The sequence below is a fragment of the Leucobacter sp. 7(1) genome, from assembly GCF_900163635.1.
Taxonomy (GTDB): Bacteria; Actinomycetota; Actinomycetes; order Actinomycetales; family Microbacteriaceae; genus Leucobacter.
This window is the reverse complement of the sequence record NZ_FUID01000012.1, coordinates 1-18,967: the sequence shown is the minus strand read 5'-3', so window position 1 is coordinate 18,967 and position 18,967 is coordinate 1. Positions and strand designations below refer to the sequence as shown.

Sequence of the window (18,967 nt, the reverse complement as noted above, 5' to 3'; positions counted from 1 at the left end):
AGTCGGGGAAGTTGAGGACACGGAAGGTGAGATACACCCCGAGTGCCATCACGCCATAAATGAGGCCGAGTTCGATTGCACCGATCATGGTTACTTCACCACGTTCGCGGCGCGGTCGACGAGGTCGGCCGGCAGTTCGACACCGAGGCGCTTCGCAGCGCCCAGGTTCACGGTGAGTTCAAGGTCCTTCGACGTCTCGACCGGCATTGTCGCGGGATCCTCGCCATCCTTCAGGATCCGGATCGCCATCTCGCCCGTCTGCTTGCCGAGCTTCGTGTAGTCGATACCCACGGTTGCCGCAGCACCGCCGTCGACGTGGGTGGAGTCCGAGCCAATGACCAGGATGCCCTTGTCTTCGGCCACGCCCACGATCGCACCGATGCCCGAGGCGACGAGGTTGTCGCTCGGGGTGTAGATCGCGTCGACATCGCCGAGCGACTCGGTGGCCTGCATGAGCTCGGACGCGTTTGTGACAGTGGCCTCAACGACCTCCATGCCGTGCTTCTTCGCTGCGGCGCGAGCCAGCTCGACCTGCACCTGAGAGTTCACCTCGCCGGAGCCGTAGACCACGCCGATCTTCTTCGCGTCAGGCTTGATCTCGGCGATCAGATCGATCTGCTCAGCGACGGGGCTGAGGTCGCTCGTGCCGGTGACGTTGCCGCCCGGCTTCTCATCGGAGGCCACAAGGTCAGCCGCAACGGCATCGGTGACGGCCGTGAACAGCACGGGGACGTCCGTCAGGTTCTGGGCCGCAGCCTGCGCGGACGGGGTCGCAATCGCGAGCGCCAGGTCCACCTTGTTCGTCGCGAAGGTCTGCGCGATCGTCGTGGCGGTTGCCACCTCTGCGTTTGCGTTCTTCTCGTCGAAGGTCACCGTCTCACCCTCGACGTAGCCCGCGTCAGCAAAGGCCTGCTTGAAGCCTTCGGCCGCCGCGTCAAGCGCGGGGTGCTGCACGAACTGGCTGATCCCGATCGTGACCGAGTCGGCGCTCGAACCCTCGTCCGAACCGCCGGCACCCGAGGTGCAGCCGCTCAGCACTAGGGCCGCGGATGCGGCGAGACCTGCGAAGACGAGCGTCCGGTGACGGAAGCGTGTGCCTGCCATGGGTGTTCCTCACTCCAGTGTGATGTTCCTCGGGTCATCGTTCCCCGAGGGTGTTGCGTTCCGGTGCCGCGAAAGCATCGGGTCCGTTGCTCGATCGTAGTGAGCTTCCGCCCAACTACCAACCTGACAAGGGAAGGTTAGGCAAAACGGGCAATGGGAGCACTCGATTTGCGGTTGCACTAGACAGTTTGTGCAGATTCTTCGCGAGATGCGTGCGAAGTGCACTGGGCTGCCGACCCCAGACTCAGGCCCGCGGGGTGTCCCCCGCGGGCCGCGCCACTACGCTGCGACGGGTGCGCCGATCCCCTCAGCGACAACCGCAGCCACGACAGCATCGTTCTCCGCAGGATCACCGATGGAGACGCGCACGCCTTCTCCGGCGAACGCACGCACCGAGATGCCGTGGCGCTCAAATGCCGCCCCTGCATCGGCCGATGCCTCGCCGAGCGGCAACCACACGAAATTCGCCTCGGAGGGCACGACGGTCAGGCCCTGCGCGACAAGCGCCGCCGTGAGGCGGGTGCGCTCGGCAACCATCTCGTCGATTCTGAGCTGCAGCTCACCCTCGGCCGCGAGTGAGGCCACCGCTGCCTCCTGTGCGAGCCGGGTCACTGCGAACGGGATCGCGACCTTGCGCAGCGCCTCCGCGACCTCCTCCGGAGCGATGGCGTACCCAACGCGAAGCCCGGCCAGCCCGTAGGCCTTTGAGAACGTGTGCAGCACCGCGATGTTCGGGTAGCGGCGGAAGAACTCGATACCGCTCGGTGAGTCCGCGCTGCGGTCGAAGTGCACATATGCCTCGTCGACAACAACAAGTACGTTGCTCGGCACCTGCGCCATGAACGCGTCAAGCTCGGCTTCGGTGACAACCGTACCGGTCGGGTTATTCGGGTTGCACACGAAGATCAGGCTGGTGCGGTCCGTGATCGCCGCCGCCATCGCGGGCAGATCGTGGCGCGCATCCGCATCGAGGGGCACCTCGACGGGTACGGCACCGGCCACGCGAACGAGGATCGGGTAGGCCTCGAATGAGCGCCAGGCAAACATGACCTCATCCCCGGGGGCTGTCATCGCGTGGATGAGCTGGCCGGCGACCTCCACCGATCCGGAGCCAAGGGCGATGTTCTCGGGCGAGACCTCGAAACGGCGTGCGAGTGCCCCCGTGAGTTCCTCGGCGGCGATGCTCGGGTAGCGGCTAATCGCCTCAGGCAGCACATTTGTCAGGTGTGCCACGACAGAGGGCAGCGGGGGGTACGGGTTCTCGTTCGAGGAGAGCTTTACGCTCCGTCCGTCCGGGCCCGCCGGTGCGGGCTTTCCCGCACGGTAGGCCGCGATTCGCTCGAGACCCGGACGAAACGTTTGCGTCGCCTTCGACATGCGCACTCCTTGTTGTGTGGGGCCGCACGCGAGCATCGCACACAGCCGGCTGACCTGCGTCACTCTAGAGACGTCGAGGCCACCTCGTCAAACCGTACAATCCGGTTCCGACAATCTGCTCAGTTCGTATAGCATTGCCGGAGGTTCGCAGTACAGGATGCATGTTCGAGGAGGATCATGAGCATCGACCAGTTAGACGTCCGGCTTCTCACACTCATCAGCGAAAACGCGGGAATTTCGGTCGTTGAGTGCGCGCGCCGGCTGGGCGTGGCCCGCGCTACCGCGCAGGGGCGGCTCGACCGGCTGCGGCGCACCGGGGTCATCGCTTCCGAGGCGCCCAGCATTGATCTTGCAGCGCTCGGCTATCCACTCCGCACCTTTTGCACGATTCAGATCCAACAGTCGGTCGGCCACCAGCGCGTTGCCGAGGGACTCGCCCAGATCCCCGAGGTCCTGGAACTCCACACGATCACCGGCGACTACGACATGATGGCCACAATCGTGTCGCGTTCCACGCGCGACCTGCAGCGAGTGCTCGACCGGATCTCCCACACCGAGGGCGTGGCGCGGGCCTCGACGCGTCTGGCCCTAGAGAGCCACTTCAAGAATCGCACTCTGCCCCTGGTGCGCAGCACTGTGCTCGCGGATGAGGCGCCTCGAAAGCCCACGCAGTAGCCAGAAAATCCACGGAGAATCCCGCGCGGCAACGACTTCTGGCCCGCCCGCCGGTCCGTGACCACCCAATTCCCCGCGGCCCACCACTGCGTTTCGCGCTCGAGCCCGCGCGTCGCCACCGCGCTGCGCTTTCCTCAAAGACAGCAGACGCACAGCAAGGGTGGTGGCCTCACTCCGCGAATCCACGGTCCGTTCCCGACGCCTGTGCGCCCGAGCGCACGGCATTTCCCTCGCTCGGCTCCGCCGCAGTCGAAAGGAATGACCGTGTCACGTCTGGCCCGCACCACTTTGAGAACACTCGCACTTCTGGGCACCACCGCGCTGACCGCTGGTGCGCTCGGTGCCTTCGGTATCATTGCCGCTCCCGGGTTCGCTGCCCCCGCGTTTGCAGCCCCCGGGGACGGCGGGACCGGGAGCATCACCGTCCATAAGCACGAGCAGACATCCGCCCCGCTCGGTCCGAACGACGGCACGGAGCTGGATCTCAGTGGCCAGTCCGTCAACCCGCTTGTCGCGGGCTTCCGCAGCTGCACGATCGGAGGCATCGATCTCGCGACGCAGACTGACTGGCTCCGCCTGAAGAATCTGGTCGTCACTGCAGCGCCCAATCCGGCTCTCCCGCCGATCGTCACTGAGAGCGGCACGCAACTCCCCCTCACGTGCGGGGCCGAGCAGCTGACCCAAGCGAACGATGGAACAACGACCTTTGCGGGTCTTGCCGCCGATCGTGCCTACGTTCTTTTTGAGAGCGCGTCCCCCGATGGGGCGCTCAAGGTCGCGGCCCCCGCGATTGTCACGGTCCCCTACCCGGGAACTCAGGCCGGGACCTGGAACTCGCATCCGCACATCTACCCGAAGAACGTCATCGTCGGCAGCGGCGCAACGAAAACCAGTGCCGCGCAATTTGGCGTCGTGTATTACACAATCACCGTTCCCATCAAGCCGCTCCCGCAGGGCGAGACCTACTCAGAGTTCATTATCGAAGACCAGCTCTCTCCAGATCTCACCTACGCCCGTGCCGCGACGGTCAAGCTCACGAGCTCAACAGGCAGCGCGGTACCCCTCACGCAGGCTGATTACACCCTCACCGGGGATCTCAACACGTCGAAGACGAAGCTCGTGCTCACCCTGTCTCCGTCCGGGCTGGCAAAGCTCGATGCCAACATTGAGGGAAAGCTCGTCTTGCGCTTCGGGACACAGGCGGTGACCTCGAACAACGCGAACACCGCGCTCGTCAAGATCAACGGCTCCGCCAGCGTCAACCAGCGCGCCCACCGCTCAGGTAGTGGCTCCGGGGTCGAGACCCCCGGACCGGGTTGGTCCTACCCTGGACAGCACTATGAAGTGTTCGTGAAGGATCCCCAAACAGGCGCACGCCTCCCCGTAGCCGGTGCCGGCATCCAGACCTATATGCACCCGGACCGTACGGCCACAAGCTGCCCGGCAAGCCCTGCAGAGATGCTTAGCCACCCGGACTGGGATGATGGATTCCTCGGACCTGCCCCCGAGGACAATCTCTCAGACACAACCGGGATCAGTTGGATAGCCGGGATCGCCGACCTCGGCCTCCTCGAGGGGCCCTACTGCGGCTATATCGACATCATGCCGCAGGGATACAAAGGCGTGACCGGACCGTACCTGCACGTCGTCACAGGCCCCGACGGCACAACCGAGGTTGAGCTCTTCCGTGTGGACATCATCGCTGGCGACATGCCACCGTTGCCCGAAACCGGTGCCGCGGGGAATATCTTCCTTGGTGTCGGTGGTGCCGCGCTTGTGCTCGGATCTGGGGTGCTCATCATTGCTCGTCATCGCACTGCATCTCGCGGGTAGCGCGTGACCACCCATGCGCCCTTGGCCAGAGTGACTAGTCTGCCTGCCCGAATTCCCCGGTTGCCACAATGATCGCGCGGGCCACCACCGCTTCCCGCATCAGGAAACCGAGGATCGCGGGCGTTGCCTCTGGGTCGATCTCGATCCGGGGCACGTTCAGCGCGTGCACCACAAACCAGTAGTGGTGCACGCCGGTCCCCTCGGGCGGAGACGCCCCGCGGAAGGCGGGCTCGCGACGCTCGTTCGGGAGGGTGAGTGCGCCGTCGGGAAGCAACTCACTACCCGGCGCACCGGCTGACGCCCCCGCCCCCGCGGCGAGCTGCGTCACCGAGGCGGGGATGTTCGTGACCGCCCAATGCCAGAAGCCTGACCCCGTGGGCGCATCTGGGTCAAAGCACGTCACCGCAAAACTGCGCGTCTCGGCGGGGAACCCTGACCAGCTCAGTTGGGGCGACCGGTTCGCCCCTCCGGCCTGACTCCCGTACAACTCCGCGGGGAGGGGTTCACCGTCCTGGATGTCCCCACTTGTGAGGGTGAACCCTGGAACCTGGCGCATCTGGGCGTACGGGTTGATCGCCCCGCGCCCCTGCGGTGCCTGCGTCATCACACGCTCCTGCCTGCTCGTGCGCCGTGGGAGTCCACCCCGGCGCGGCGTGGCCGCTCACGCGGCGCCGTCTGCGCCTCAGCATACGAGGTCGCGCCCCGGGCAGCCAGGGGTACGGCCGCTATACTGGGCCCTGATGAGTGGCGCGCCTGCGCCGCACGAGATCCGGGGTGAACATGGCTGTGACGACAGGTTCAGAACGAGCCCGAGCGACCCTCGCGTATCTGCGCCGCAAGATCACGACCGGCGAGTGGCCGGTGGGGAGCAGGATCCCGATCGAGCCCGAGCTCGCGGAGCAGACCGGGGTGGGGCGTTCCACGGTGCGCGAGGCTGTGCGATCGCTCGCAAGCATCGGCATGATCGAGACACTGCCGGGCCGCGGCACGTTTGTCCGCTCGGCCGCCCCGACAAGCACGCTCCTCAACGAATTCCTCACGGACTTCACGCTGGAAGAGATCCTGAGCTACCGCCGCGCCCTCGAGATTGAGGCCGCGCAGCAGGCCGCGATCCACCGAACCGACGAGGACGTGCTCGCGCTCGAACTCGCGGCCACCGAGGAGATCGGATGCACACGCTGCCCCGTGCTCGGCTTTGCTGAAGGCGGCGATTCTGCGTTCGACAGCAAGTTCCACCGCCTCGTGTTCGACGCGGCAAAGAACCGGCTGCTCGCCGCGCTCTACGCCGGCATCAACGACCGCCTCCGCACCCCGGAGCACCGCGGGCGGCTGGCAAACGTCGCGACCGGCGCCGAGATGGAACGCGACCACGCCCGGGTGCTGGACGCGATCCGTCGCCGCGACTTCATCGACGCGGTCCACGCGATGGTGGATCACGTGGACCACGACGTCGTGATCGTGAACGACCAGCACGAGGTCGTGCCGCCACTCTCCCGCACGCCTGAGCAGCAGCAGCGCATCGATACGGCCCGTGAAGCGCAGGAGAAGGCGCAGGTCTAGCGACCACCGTCGAGCCTGTGTGTGACGTAGCTGAGGAGCGCGTCACGCACGAACATTGCACCGTGAGGCCCGCCATAGTTCGCGGCGAAGCGTTCGTCGAGGACATACATGTTCGCGAGTCCCGTGACGTAGCCCGCGAGGTCGCCCGCCGGGTCGTTCGCGGGCGTTCCCGGTACTCCACGTAGCCAGTCGATGTGCCGCTCGGCAAGCTGCTCGGCCTCTGCTGCTGCGGGATCAACGCCGCGTTCTGCGGCCTCGATCCAGGCCCGGTTCAGCTCGGCCACCTGCCCCATCCAGGACATCCGGTCAGTCTCGCCGAGGCCGCCCCACCAGGCGCTGCTGCGCTGAGCCGCGTCGTTGCCCCAGCGCCGCGCGACCTCCTCCCGGTGCTCGGTGTGATCAAATCCTGCAAACATGTTTTCGGACATCAGGTCCCTTTCGGTGAGTGAGGCGGGTGAAGTGGGTGCGGTGGACTGGTCAGCGCGCGCCTGGCGAAGCGCCGCGATCGTCCGTTCGACGGAGCCGATCTGCTCGGTGATCCGGCCACGCTCACGCCGCAGGAGTTCGAGATGGGAGGACAGGATCCGTGCCTCCGCGAGTTCGGGGGCCTCGGCGCTGCCCAGCTGCGCGTCCTGTGCGGCTAAGACGTCCGCAATAGCGTCGAGCCCCAAGCCCAGTTCCCGCAGCAACAGCACGCGCTGCAGGCGCACCAGCGCCCGCTCGTCGTAGTAGCGATAGCCGTTGCTTCCGATCCGGCTCGGCTGCAGGATCCCCACACTGTCGTAGTGCCGCAGTGTTCGGGAGGTTGTCCCCGCTGCGCGCGCCACCTCTTGGATAGATCGCTCCATGTGTCCTCCGTGCGCTCTGCGAGTGTGCCGGGCGGCACCGCTCACGGTTGTGTGAATACCTTCACCGTAAGAGTTGACGTTACGTCAATGTCAAGCGTCGGATCCCGCACCGTACACCCGCCCGGTGTTCACCAACGCCTCACCCAGCCGTGGCGCGTACCATGGGAGACGTGTCTGACGCCAAGATCCTGCTCTACTACGTGTTCGCCCCAGTTGCCGACCCCGAGGCCGTGCGCCTGTGGCAGCAGCAGCTCTGCGAGTCCCTCGGGCTGCGCGGGCGCATCATCATCTCCCCTCATGGCATCAACGGCACCGTCGGCGGCGAGCTTGACGCCTGCAAGCAGTACGCGCGACGTACGCGCGAGTACACACCGTTCGCTGGCCTCGAGGTGAAGTGGAGCGAGGGCTCCGGCTTCACCGAGACCGCGCCGACAATGCTGCACGGCGTCGACCGCAGCGCGCCGTGGAGGCGCTCCGCCGACTTCCCCAAGCTCAGCGTCAAGGTGCGCGACGAGCTCGTCGCTTTCGGCATTCCCGAGGAGACCCGCGTCGACGCGGACGGGATCGTCGGCGGCGGCACGCATCTCTCCCCCGCCGCGGTGAACGAACTTGTCGCCGAGCGCGGCGACGACGTCGTATTCTTCGACGGACGCAACGCCTGGGAGGCGGAAATCGGACGCTTCAAGGGTGCCGTCGTGCCGGACACCCGCACCACCCACGACTTCATCACCCAGATCGAAAGCGGTGCCTTCGACGAGCTGAAAGGCCGACCCGTCGTGACGTACTGCACGGGTGGGATTCGCTGCGAGATCCTCTCCGCCGCGATGATCGAGCGCGGCTTCGGCGAGGTCTACCAGATCGACGGCGGCATCGTCCGCTACGGCGAGGCGTTCGGCAATGACGGCCTGTGGGAAGGGTCACTTGCGGTCTTCGACGGGCGCGAAGCGATGGAGTTCGCTCCCGGTGCCGCGCAGCTTGGCACCTGTACGGTCTGCGGCGCGCACACGACCGACCTCGCGAACTGCGCCGATCCGGACTGCCGCACCCGCTTCGTGGCCTGCGCAACGCACACCGACGCACACTGCCCGGCGCACGCACCCGTCGCGGCGTAGCCCGCGCCCGGCGCGCTACTCCCGCGGGAGGCCCGCGAGCATCCGGGTGATCGCGGCGTCGCTCGCGCGGAGCGCGTCTGGCTCGGTGAAGTGCCCAGCCGCGCAGAGCATCCCGAGGCCGTGCACCAGGCCCCACAGTGCGCGGACCTCCGCGTCGTCGACCAAGCCCGTGGCGGCGACAGTCTCGGCAAGCACCCGCTCAAGGCGCTCAATTCGCGGGGCCATCGTCTCGCTCGGCTGCGTCGGCACGCACACGAGCGGATCGTAGACAACGTTGAAGGCGTGCGGGTGCGCGACCGCGAAGCCGATGTAGGCAGCACCGCCCGCCCGGAGGCGCGCGTCGACCTCTGATCCGGCACCGTCAATCGCGTGCTCGACCGCCGCGGTGAGATCGTCCATGCTTCGCTCCGCGAGCGCCTTCAAGAGTCCGAGCCTGTCGGTGAAGTGGTGGTAGGGCGCGTTGTGGCTCACGTTTGCTGCGCGGGCAACCTCACGGAGGCTGATCTCGGCGGCAGGCATCTGCTCCAGTAAGTGGAGCGCGGCCTCTTCTAACGCATCCGCCAAGCGACCGTGATGGTAGGAATCCCGAGAACTTGACATGAGCAACATTGTCCCCTATCTTGACACTGTCCACACTGGTTGACACTGTCAAGATAGGATTCCTCGTGCCCGCTGCGCTCGTGATCGACGGCCACCCCAATCCCGATTCCCTCTCTGCGGCGCTCGCGCGCGGTTATGCCGAGGCGCACGGTGACGCGCGTCTCCTGGCCCTCCGGGATCTCGACTTCGACCCCCACATGCGCTTCGGTTATCGCCAGCGCATCCCCGTCGAACCCGACCTCGCGGAGGCTCGCGCGGCACTCCACGCGGCAGCCCGGATCGTCGTGGTGGCACCGATGTGGTGGGGCGGAGTCCCCGCACTCCTCAAGGGATTCTTCGACCGCGCGCTCCTCCCCGGCGACGAGTATCGCATGTCGAAACTCGGCCTCCCGATCGGACTCCTGAGCGGGCGTTCGGGCCGCTTCTTCATGCTCGCCGACACCCCGGCGGTTGCGCTTCCCTTCACCGGCAACGCGGCGGCCGGCCAGGTAGCGCGGCACACCCTCCGCTTCGTCGGAGTGCGTCCGTTCCGAGTCCACCGCCTTCTCGGCGTGGGCACCGCGAGCGATCGCCGGATCGCCCGCTGGATCGAGCGCACCGCACACATCGCCGCGGCCGACGGCCGCCGCGACGCCTCCCACCCCACTCAGCGCCCCGCGGGCCCACGCTCTCAGCGATCACCGGTTCCTGCACTCAGCGAGGTCGTTTAGTCTGCAGATGTGAACGTAGAACCCGAAGGGCGCGCGCCAGAACCCGCCTACCGGTGGCTCCCACCCGAGACCCCGGTGCCCGTGACGGGCGCGCCCGCGGACGTTGTCTTCCCCGCCCCCGACACCCAACTCGTCGAGTGGAACAGCGCGACGCCCGAGCAACGCGTGCGGCTCACGCTGCTCGACCGGGCCGTCGACCGGGTGCTCGCGATCCAGCGCCCACTTGTGCTCGCGCACCTGCGCCGGGTCGGTGCCCGCAACCCGCACATGTCTCCCGCGCTCCTGGCCCGCTCGCTCGAGCGCCGATACCTCGCAGCGGTTACCGCGGGCGGCAGCGGCGTGGGGGCCGCGGCCGCGGTCCCGGGCATCGGCACCGTTGCGGCGCTCGGAATCGCGAGCGCTGAGACCGTCGGCTTCCTTGAGGCAACCGCGCTCTACGCCCACTCGCTCGCGGAACTCCACGGCGTCGCGCTGCGTGATCCCGACCGCGCCAGGATCCTGGTCCTGACGCTGCTGCTCGGCGACGAGGGGCTGAGTTTGCTCCGTCAGATCACACAGCAGGCGTCCGGCGGCACCTCGCGGTCTTCGTTCTGGGGCGAACTTGTTTCCTCTTCGATGCCGCGGCAACTTGTCGGCCCGCTCGTCGGCCAGCTGAAGGACCTGTTTATCCGGAAAGCGGCCCGCGCGGGCGGCGCCTCGGTGATCAGCAAGGTCATGCCATACGGCATCGGCGCCGTGCTCGGTGGCTCCGGCAACTACGTGATGGCGCGGCGCGTCGTGGCGCGTTCTCGCACCGCCTTCGGCCCCGCACCACATGCGCTGCCGGACGAGCTGGCCCTGCTCCGAGCCGAAACTGCCGCGAAGCCCACCCTGCGTGAGCGTTCCGGCGCGCGGAAAGAGGATCGCATCGCGCGCAAGGCCGTGCGCGGTCAGCAGCAGGCCGTTCGCTCCAACAAGAAAGCCGAGCAACAGGCCCTGCGCGCCGAGCCCCGGGACTAGCCCGGGGCTCCACGCAACGCCTTACCAGATGCTCACACGCTCCTCCGGGTCGAGCCAGAGTGCGTCACCGGGCTGCGTACCGTAGGCCTCGTGGAACGGGGCAAGGTTGCGCAGGATCTGGTTGCACCGGAACTCGTTGGGCGAGTGGGGGTCGATGGTGAGCAGACGCACAGTTTCCTCGGGGCGAGACTTCTGCTGCCAGGCCTGGGCCCAGGAGAGGAAGAACCGCTCCGCGCCCGTCAGCCCGTCGATGACGGGCGATTCGGCCCCCGCGAGGGAGCGCAGATACGCCTTCCACGCGATTTCAAGCCCGGACAGGTCACCAATGTTCTCGCCGATTGTCAGCTCGCCGTTGACCTTCTGGCCGTCGGCACCCTCGGGCGAGAGCTCGTTGTACTGGCCGATGAGCGCGCTCGTCAGTTTCTCGAACGCGGCGCGATCCGACTCGGTCCACCAGTCGGTGAGGCGCCCCTCGCCGTCGTAGCGGGAGCCCTGATCGTCGAAACCGTGGCCGATCTCGTGCCCGATGACCGCTCCGATGGCGCCGAAGTTCGCGGCCCCGTCGACGTTCTTATCGAAGAACGGAGGCTGCAGGATCGCCGCGGGGAACACGATCTCGTTAAAGCCCGGGTTGTAGTACGCGTTGACAGTCTGCGGGGTCATGAACCACTCGTCGCGATCGATCGGCTTGCCGACCTTGCCGAGCTCGCGCAGGAACTCGACCTCGGATACGCTGCGTGCGTTGCCGAACAGGTCTCCCGAGTCGGCGGTGAGCGCGGAGTAGTCGCGCCACTTCACCGGGTACCCGATCTTGGGGGTGAAACGGTCAAGTTTGTCGAGCGCGCGAGTGCGGGTGTCTGCGCCCATCCATTCGAGCTTCTCGATCGAATCACGATACGCCTCAATCAGGTGCTCGACCAGGCCATCCATCGCGGCCTTGGCGTCCTCGTCGAAGTGCCGTTCCACGTAGATCCGACCCACGGCCTCGCCCATCGCGCCCTCAACGAAGGAGACCCCGCGTCGCCAGCGATCCCGCTGCTCCGTCGCCCCCGTGAGCGCGGTGCCGTAGAAGTCGAAGTTGGCTCGGGAGATTTCCTGGGAGAGCAGCGCCGCAGAACTGCGCACGATCCCCCAGATCGTCCACGCCTTCCAGGCCTCAAGTTCGTCCTCGACAAGCAGTTCCGAGAGCCCGGTCAGCGCCTCGGGCTGCGCGGCAACGACCTCGGCGAACGCAGCCGACGGGGCGCCCATTGCCTCCAGGTATGCAGACCAGTCGAGCTTCGGGGTGATCTCCCCGAGCTCCGCGAACGTGCGGAGGTTGTAGAGCTTCTGGATGTCTCGGCTCGCGACCTTGTCCCAGTGTGATGCGGCGATCCGGCTCTCCAGGTCGTAGCTCAGCTCAGCCAGACGCTCCGCGTCAGCGACCCCTGCGAGGCCCAGCATGCGCGCGATGTGCGCCTGGTACTGGGCACGGATGTCGGCGAACTGCTCTTCGCGGTAGTACGACTCGTCTGGCAAGCCGAGGCCACCCTGCATCACGAAGACGACGTAGCGCGCCGGATCCCCCGGGTCATTGTCAACGAACATTCCAAAGAAGCCGCCAAGGCCGCGGCGCTCCAGCCGCGCCACGTGCGCGATCAGGTCCTCGGTCGTGCGGAGCGCAAGGGTGCGCTCGATCTCGTCCGCGATGGGCTGGGCACCGAGTTCGTCGACGCGCGCCACGTCCATGAAACTCGCGTACAGCGCGGCAACCTTGTCAGCCTCAGCAGCTGCGGGGGCACCGGGTGCGGGGGCGTCGGTGCCGGTAATGATGTCCCGGACCGCCTCTTCGGCGTTCTCCGCGAGTACCGCAAAGGAACCGTAGCGCGCCTTGTCGCCCGGGATTTCCGTGCGTTCAATCCACTTCCCGTTGACGTGCCGGTACAGGTCGTCTTGGGGGCGGACGGCAGGATCGAGTTCATTGAGGTCGATGCCGGAGGCAGGCGCTACGTTGCTCATGCGTCCAGACTAGTCGGGACCCCTGACGTTGCCCTTTGGGTTCGCACACGCGCCTCGCAGCCCCGGCCAGAGATGCGGTGAAATGTTTGGCCGGATCAGGCACGACTGTCCCGCAAGCAGCCGCTACGGTAGTCCTCATGCCCGAGCAGTCCGCCAGTTCCCCGGTTCCGCGACCCGAGTCACGAGACGCGGCGGCGAGCGCTCGCACGGAGCGCCGCCGGATCGACCGCGGGATCGCGAATCTGGCGATCCCCGCCCTCGGCGCGCTTGTCGCGGAGCCGCTCTTCCTCCTCGTGGACTCGGCGCTCGTGGGGCACCTGGGGATGGCACCGCTCGCCGGGCTCGCCGTTGCGGGCGCGATCCTGCAGACCGCTGTGGGGCTCATGGTGTTCCTCGCCTACTCGACCACCCCACTTGTGGCCCGCCGCCGCGGGGCCGGGGATCTGCGTGGGGCCGTGCAAGCCGGGGTGGACGGCCTGTGGCTTGCGCTGGGGATCGGGGCCATCGTAGGCGTCGCGATCTGGCTTCTCAGCGGGCCGCTCATCGCGGCGTTCGGCGTCGCGCCCGATGCCGCGGAGCAGGCCCGGATCTACCTCACCGTCTCCTGCCTGGGGATCCCGGCGATGCTTGTTGTGTTCGCCGCGAGCGGGCTGCTGCGCGGGCTGCAGGACACCCGCACTCCCCTGGCAGTCGCGACAATCGGCTTCGCAATCAACGCGATCCTCAATGTGTGGTTCATCCGGGGGCTCGGGTTCGGGATCGCGGGCAGCGCCTGGGGTACGGTCATTGCGCAGTGGGGCATGGTCGCCGTGTACCTGATCGTGATCGTCCGGCATGCGCGCCGGGCTGGGGCGGGCTTCCTACCGCACCGTGACGGGCTGGCGCACGCCGGCCGCAGCGGCGGGTGGCTGTTCATCCGCACGCTCGGGCTGCGCGCCGCGCTGCTCTCGACTGTGTTTGCGGCAACCAGCCACGGCACCGCCGCGACCGCGGGCTATCAGATCGTCTTCACGATTTTCTCGACAGCTGCGTTCGCGCTGGACGCACTGGCGATCGCCGCGCAGGCCCTGATCGGCGACGCCCTCGGCGCGAGCAACGCCCGCCGCGCCCGCCTCATCACGCGACGCAGCGTGTTCTGGGGCATCGTCTGCGGGGCCGTGATCGGCGGGCTCCTCGCCGCCACAAGTCCGGTGCTCGGCCGGGTGTTCACCGGGGAAGCCGCGGTGCTCGAGATCCTGCCACCCGCGCTGTTGGTGCTCGGAATCTCGCTCCCACTCGGCGGGCTCGTGTTTGTGCTCGACGGCGTGCTCATGGGGGCCGGGGACGCGCGCTACCTGGCGTGGACAAGCATGGTGAACCTTGCTGTGTACCTGCCAATCCTGTGGCTGCTCACTCAGCTTGCCCCGAGCGGCGCCCCGGCGCTCATCGCGCTCACGGCGGGATTCACGATTGTGTTCATGCTCGCCCGCGCCATCACCCTGGGGCTCCGCGCCCGGAGTGAACGCTGGGTGCGACTCGGGGCGTGAACGTCGCGTGAATACTCGGGGGTAGCGCCTCACTTCCGGGCCTCCCGCAATCCCAGCGCCCGCGACGGCCCTAGACTCATCTGATGACCACCCCTGACGCCGCGTTACGCTTGCGCGCCGCCCGCCGCTGGACCGCCGGCATCATCATCGTTTTCGCGCTCCTCGGCACCGGGTTTGGGAGTTGGTTGAGTCGCCTTCCAGCCGTGCGGGATCACCTGGGGGCGAGCACCCTGGAGATGAGCGTGTTCGGCCTCATGCTCGCGCTCGGGTCGCTCACCGGGTTGATCTTTTCTGGCCGCACGGTCACCTGGCTGGGCCCGCAGCGTACGCTCGCGGTCGGCATCATCGGCCAGGCGATCGCAATGCCCGCGGCAGCACTGCTGTTCTGGGCCGGCGCGGTTGTCCCCGCAGTCATCTGCCTCATTCTTTTTGGCATCACGTTTGCGACCTCGGATGTCGCGATGAACGTCAGCGGTGCCGCCGCGGAGCGAGCCCTCGACAAGCCCCGCATGCCGCTGTTCCACGCCGCGTACAGCCTCGGAAGCGTCAGCTCAATGGGGCTGGGGGCCCTCGCCGAGGCCCTCCACATTTCGGTGCCAGTCCACCTCGGAGTGCTGTTCGTGTGCCTCGTTGTTGGCGTCCTCCTCGCACTGCGTATGGTGCCCAACACCGCGCAGGACAGCGAGCCTGAACCGCTGCTGCACTCGAGCGTGCACACCGGCCCGATCCCGATCGTGGTCCATCCCGAGTCCGCGATGCCCGGGCCGCCCGTGCCCGGTGGGCCGGGTGCCCCACCCGCCGCACCAGCGCCAGCACCTGCGCCGCGCCCCTACACGCCGTGGCGGGATCCGCGAATCCTGATCATCGGCCTCATCGCGATGAGCATGAGCCTCGCCGAGGGCACCGCGAGCGACTGGCTCCCCCTCGCACTTGCCGACGGCCGTGGCTTCACGAACACCGCTGCCACGCTCACGCTCGGAGCGTTTTTCGTGTCAATGACGCTCACCCGCATCGCGGGCTCCTGGCTGCTCACGCGCCTGGGCCGCGTGGTCGTGTTACGCGGCGGGGCGCTGCTCGTGATCCTCGGCGTGGTCACCATGATTCTGGTGCCCGCTTCGTGGGCCAGCGTTGCCGCTGCCGTGCTGTGGGGCATTGGCTGCGCGTTTGGCTTCCCTGTCGGGATTTCGGCGGCGGCCGACAATCCCGCGACAGCCACTCGGGACGTCGCCGCAGTCTCCGCTATCGCGTATACCGCGTACCTGCTTGGCCCGATGCTGATCGGGTTCCTCGGCGAGCATTTTGGCCTGCTGCAGGCATTCTGGCCCCTTGTCGTGTTCGCGGTGATCGCGTTTATCTTCGCCGCAACGGCACGCGAACCGCAGCGCGCTCGATAGGTTGTTGCCGGATCCGGCGCATGCCACACACCGCCGGGCCGCGCCGCCCGATCAGGTTCCCACCCACTGCGGGGCAAGTCCGAGTAAACTACGGCGGGTGCGAATCGTTGTTGCTGACTGCTCTGTCGACTATGCCGGCCGGCTCTCGGCCCACCTGCCCCGGGCCAAGCGTGTGCTCATGCTCAAGAACGACGGCAGCATCCTTGTCCACTCTGACGGCGGCTCCTACAAACCGCTGAACTGGATGAGCCCCCCGTGTTCCCTCGCGCCGGTCGAACTCGAGGCCGAGCAGGAGGCCGCAGGCATCGTCGAAGCGTGGCAGGTGACGCACAAGAAGACTGCCGACAAGCTGATCGTGTCGATCTTCGAGTTTTTCCACGACAGCTCCCACGACCTCGGCGTCGACCCTGGCCTCATCAAAGACGGCGTGGAAGCGCACCTCCAGGAACTCCTCGCTGAACAGATCGAAATCGCCGGTGAGGGCCATACGCTCGTGCGACGCGAATACATGACCGCCATCGGCCCGGTCGACATTCTCGCGAAGGATGCGAGTGGCGGATCGGTCGCGATCGAAATCAAGCGCCGAGGGGGGATCGACGGTGTCGAGCAGCTCACCCGGTACCTGGAACTCATGAACCGCGACCCGAAGCTCGCCCCCGTGCAGGGCGTCTTCGCGGCGCAAGAGATCAAGCCGCAGGCCCGCACACTCGCGGAGGATCGCGGGATCCGCTGTCTCGTGCTCGACTACGACGCGATGCGCGGCATGGAGGATCAGAACACCCTGTTCTGATCACTCCCCAGCAGAACGCTCCCCGCCGAAGTTCTCGCCGCCATAGTCTTCTTCGCGGCGTCTGCGACGAGGATTCGTGGTGGCCTTCAGGAACAGGCGCACCAGAGACTGCTTCTTCTCGAAGTAGGCGTGCGCCTCGATCTGGCCGGCCGCGTACTGCGCGTCGAGTTCGCGCAGCGTCTCTTCCGCTGCAGACGCGTCAAAGCGCGAGTGCTGCGCACCGAACTCATTCGACTCGCGAATCGGCATTGCTGTCCTCCCCCGTGTGGTGGCCCGGCGAACTTCTTCCCCGCCACTCGCCTACTCCCGCGGAATCCCGCGGCCGCACACCCGCTTTTCTTCGGGCGTTCACGCATCGTTTCCGTCCCGGTCGCCGCCCGGAGACACAGCGTGCATAGCGTGGGACTCGGCTCGACATGACCGGGCTCTGACCCTCCGAAGAAAGTAGCACCCCTGCATGGTTTCCCTCATTACTCTGGACGTCGCCGGCACCACCGTCAACGAGCGCGGTGCGGTGTACGACACCCTGAAGTCGGTTGTTGAGGAGGCGCTGTCCGTCACGATCTCCGACGAGGATCTGCGCCCCGCGCTGGGCGCCAACAAGGCCGAGGCGATCGCCGGTTTCCTGAACAAGTTCCGCGGCGAGGCCGACCCCGCCGAGGTCGAACGCCTCTTCCTCGAGTTCCGCAGCAAGCTGGAGCAGAGCTACCGCGAGAACCCGCCCGTCGAGCTCCCCGGCGTTGTCGACGCGATCCGCCGCATGCGTGCCGCGGGCATGCAGGTCTCGCTGACCACTGGTTTCGACCGTGGCGTGACCCAGATGATTCTCGATGAGCTCGGCTGGACCGTCGGCCCCGAGGCCACCGACACCGTCGACTTCGCGATCACCTCCGATGACGTCTCCACGGGCCGCCCCGCACCGGAGCTCATCCAGGTCGCCATGCAGCGCTCGGGTGTCACCGATCCCGCCGAGGTCCTCGCTGCGGGCGACACCGAGCTGGATCTCGCAGCGGGCATGAACGCGGGTGCCAAGTATGTTGTGGCTGTGAGCACCGGCGCACAGAGTGCGGAGCACCTCGCAACCTTCCCGCACACCCACGTGTGCGATGTGCGGGATCTGCCCGAGCTGCTCGGCGTGCCCGCGATCCAGCCCGCACAGTGATCCCGCCCCGCACCTTCGATCTCGCGGTCGTCGGCGCCGGCGTGATCGGGCTCGCCCACGCGGCGCTCGCGCAAGAACGCGGGCTCAGCGTGGTCGTGATCGAGCGCACGGATCGCCCCGTGGGTGCCTCGATCCGCAATTTCGGCCACGTCGGGATCACGACGCAGGAGGGCGAGGGACTCGCGTACGCGACCGCGGGGCGGGGCCACTGGCTCCGCTTCGCGGAGCGCGCCGGGTTCTGGATCCGCCCCGCGGGCACCATGATCGTGGCGCGGGCCGAGGATGAGTGGGCGCTCCTGCATCGCTTTGCCGAGCTCCGTGGCGACGCTGTGGAGCTACTCACGCCGGATCAGACCCGCGAGCGCGCATCAATTCAGGATCCGCGCCTGTTGGGCTCGGCGTACTGCGGCAACGACCTGCGGATCAACTCACCCGAGGCGATCCCGGCGCTTGCCGCACACCTCGCGGAGGCAGGGGTGGAGTTCCGATTCCGCACCAACGTCACCGGTGTGGAACCAGGGCTCGTGCGCACGAGCCGTGGCGACGTACCCGCCACGCAGGTCGTCGTGGCAACCGGACACGACCTGGATCTCCTCTTCCCGGAGCTCGCTGACGAGGGGGAGTTTCAGCGGTGTCTGTTGCACATGCTCGAAACCAATGCCCCGGCGGGCAGCCACTTCGATCCGGTGATCCTCACCGGCACCGCGGTAATGCGCTACGGCGGGCTCTCGCAGCACCCGGAGGCCGCCAGCATCCGGGAGCGGATGCAGCGTGACACCCCGGAGCTGCTCGAGGCGTTCGTGAACGTCAAGATGTCGCAGCGCCCGAACGGGCGGCTCGTGATCGGCGACACACACGCCTACGCGCACACGCATGACCCGTTCAAGGACGAGTCTCTGGACACGCTCCTGCTGCGCGAGTTCGCACAACTGCTCGGTGCGCCGCTCACGGTGCGCCGACGCTGGCACGGTGAGTACGCGTCCGCGGCGGCCGAGGACTTCTACGTGCGCGAGCCGCACCCCGGCGTGTTTGTCGCCTGTGTCACCAACGGCACCGGCATGAGCACAGGCATGGGCTTCGCAGAGTCCGTCCTCGATCGAATGTAATCCCCGTCCGGTGGCGGATCCTGCGCTGCACAGCATTTCCGGTGCCGCGCAGGATCCGCAGCCCTTCCCCGCCGCTTTCTGCTCCGCTCCACTCGACGCTATTCCCCGCCCCTCGACGCCGCTCCCCGCCGGGGCATTGGTTTCGAGCATGTGCAACAGACACCGCTGAAACT

General features: G+C 67.2%; 18 protein-coding genes. 11 read left to right on the top strand and 7 right to left on the bottom strand.

The annotated features are described in order from the left end of the window. Positions 1 to 90: 90 nt before the first annotated feature. Positions 91 to 1,104 (bottom strand): ABC transporter substrate-binding protein, encoded by a 1,014-nt coding sequence (locus FM113_RS02900; RefSeq protein ID WP_087011323.1) that lies wholly within the window; start codon positions 1,102 to 1,104, stop codon positions 91 to 93. 279 nt (positions 1,105 to 1,383) lie between these two features. After that, a complete protein-coding gene (hisC, locus tag FM113_RS02895) occupies positions 1,384 to 2,481 on the bottom strand; it encodes a histidinol-phosphate transaminase (protein WP_087011321.1) in 1,098 nt (365 codons plus the stop codon). Between the two features lie 177 nt (positions 2,482 to 2,658). On the opposite strand from hisC, the gene FM113_RS02890 reads away from it, so the two are divergent. Both FM113_RS02890 and FM113_RS02885 read left to right on the top strand, forming a co-directional pair. After that, positions 2,659 to 3,156, top strand: coding sequence for an Lrp/AsnC family transcriptional regulator (locus FM113_RS02890; RefSeq protein ID WP_087011319.1), 498 nt, complete (start codon positions 2,659 to 2,661; stop codon positions 3,154 to 3,156). Positions 3,157 to 3,420: 264 nt separating this feature from the next. Further along, a complete protein-coding gene (locus FM113_RS02885; RefSeq protein WP_176387059.1) occupies positions 3,421 to 4,989 on the top strand; it encodes a SpaH/EbpB family LPXTG-anchored major pilin in 1,569 nt (522 codons plus the stop codon). 34 nt (positions 4,990 to 5,023) lie between these two features. Here FM113_RS02885 and FM113_RS02880 read toward each other — a convergent pair whose 3' ends face one another. Beyond that, positions 5,024 to 5,593 (bottom strand): YbhB/YbcL family Raf kinase inhibitor-like protein, encoded by a 570-nt coding sequence (locus FM113_RS02880; RefSeq protein WP_087011317.1) that lies wholly within the window; start codon positions 5,591 to 5,593, stop codon positions 5,024 to 5,026. A 176-nt stretch (positions 5,594 to 5,769) separates the two neighbouring features. On the opposite strand from FM113_RS02880, the gene FM113_RS02875 reads away from it, so the two are divergent. Further along, complete coding sequence (locus FM113_RS02875) at positions 5,770 to 6,549, top strand: FadR/GntR family transcriptional regulator (protein ID WP_087011331.1); 780 nt, start codon at positions 5,770 to 5,772, stop codon at positions 6,547 to 6,549. Here FM113_RS02875 and FM113_RS02870 read toward each other — a convergent pair. Further along, on the bottom strand, positions 6,546 to 7,397 hold the full coding sequence (locus tag FM113_RS02870) for a TipAS antibiotic-recognition domain-containing protein (protein WP_087011315.1): 852 nt from the start codon (positions 7,395 to 7,397) through the stop codon (positions 6,546 to 6,548). The genes FM113_RS02875 and FM113_RS02870 overlap by 4 nt on opposite strands. Before the next feature lie 170 nt (positions 7,398 to 7,567). Between FM113_RS02870 and FM113_RS02865 the strand changes: the two genes are divergently transcribed. Next, a complete protein-coding gene (locus FM113_RS02865) occupies positions 7,568 to 8,509 on the top strand; it encodes a rhodanese-related sulfurtransferase (RefSeq protein WP_176387058.1) in 942 nt (313 codons plus the stop codon). A 15-nt stretch (positions 8,510 to 8,524) separates the two neighbouring features. Here FM113_RS02865 and FM113_RS02860 read toward each other — a convergent pair whose 3' ends face one another. Then, positions 8,525 to 9,109, bottom strand: a complete 585-nt coding sequence (locus FM113_RS02860; protein WP_087011329.1) for a TetR/AcrR family transcriptional regulator — start codon at positions 9,107 to 9,109, stop codon at positions 8,525 to 8,527. Positions 9,110 to 9,174: 65 nt separating this feature from the next. Here FM113_RS02860 and FM113_RS02855 point away from each other — a divergent pair, with 65 nt between their 5' ends. Both FM113_RS02855 and FM113_RS02850 read left to right on the top strand, forming a co-directional pair. Next, positions 9,175 to 9,819, top strand: a complete 645-nt coding sequence (locus FM113_RS02855) for an NAD(P)H-dependent oxidoreductase (protein ID WP_087011327.1) — start codon at positions 9,175 to 9,177, stop codon at positions 9,817 to 9,819. A 9-nt stretch (positions 9,820 to 9,828) separates the two neighbouring features. Continuing rightward, entirely contained in the window at positions 9,829 to 10,818 is a 990-nt protein-coding gene (locus tag FM113_RS02850; RefSeq protein WP_140393271.1) for a hypothetical protein, read from the top strand. A gap of 21 nt (positions 10,819 to 10,839) precedes the next feature. Here FM113_RS02850 and FM113_RS02845 read toward each other — a convergent pair whose 3' ends face one another. Further along, complete coding sequence (locus FM113_RS02845; protein ID WP_087011310.1) at positions 10,840 to 12,816, bottom strand: M13 family metallopeptidase; 1,977 nt, start codon at positions 12,814 to 12,816, stop codon at positions 10,840 to 10,842. Positions 12,817 to 12,953: 137 nt separating this feature from the next. Here FM113_RS02845 and FM113_RS02840 point away from each other — a divergent pair, with 137 nt between their 5' ends. The 3 genes from FM113_RS02840 (at position 12,954) to nucS (ending at position 16,526) form a co-directional block, all read left to right on the top strand. Beyond that, positions 12,954 to 14,342, top strand: coding sequence for an MATE family efflux transporter (locus FM113_RS02840; RefSeq protein ID WP_087011308.1), 1,389 nt, complete (start codon positions 12,954 to 12,956; stop codon positions 14,340 to 14,342). A gap of 83 nt (positions 14,343 to 14,425) precedes the next feature. Next, positions 14,426 to 15,736: an MFS transporter gene (locus FM113_RS02835; protein ID WP_087011306.1), complete on the top strand. Its 1,311-nt coding sequence runs from the start codon at positions 14,426 to 14,428 to the stop codon at positions 15,734 to 15,736. A 97-nt stretch (positions 15,737 to 15,833) separates the two neighbouring features. Continuing rightward, positions 15,834 to 16,526, top strand: a complete 693-nt coding sequence (gene nucS / locus FM113_RS02830; protein ID WP_087011304.1) for an endonuclease NucS — start codon at positions 15,834 to 15,836, stop codon at positions 16,524 to 16,526. On the opposite strand, the gene FM113_RS02825 is transcribed toward nucS, so the two are convergent. Continuing rightward, the gene (locus tag FM113_RS02825) at positions 16,527 to 16,775 is read right to left on the bottom strand and encodes a hypothetical protein (protein WP_087011302.1); all 249 of its coding nucleotides are present in this window, start codon (positions 16,773 to 16,775) and stop codon (positions 16,527 to 16,529) included. Positions 16,776 to 16,983: 208 nt separating this feature from the next. Between FM113_RS02825 and FM113_RS02820 the strand changes: the two genes are divergently transcribed. After that, positions 16,984 to 17,688 (top strand): phosphonatase-like hydrolase, encoded by a 705-nt coding sequence (locus FM113_RS02820; RefSeq protein ID WP_087011300.1) that lies wholly within the window; start codon positions 16,984 to 16,986, stop codon positions 17,686 to 17,688. Further along, positions 17,685 to 18,794, top strand: a complete 1,110-nt coding sequence (locus tag FM113_RS02815; RefSeq protein WP_217895940.1) for a TIGR03364 family FAD-dependent oxidoreductase — start codon at positions 17,685 to 17,687, stop codon at positions 18,792 to 18,794. The genes FM113_RS02820 and FM113_RS02815 overlap by 4 nt, the downstream gene beginning before the upstream one ends. Positions 18,795 to 18,967: the final 173 nt, after the last annotated feature.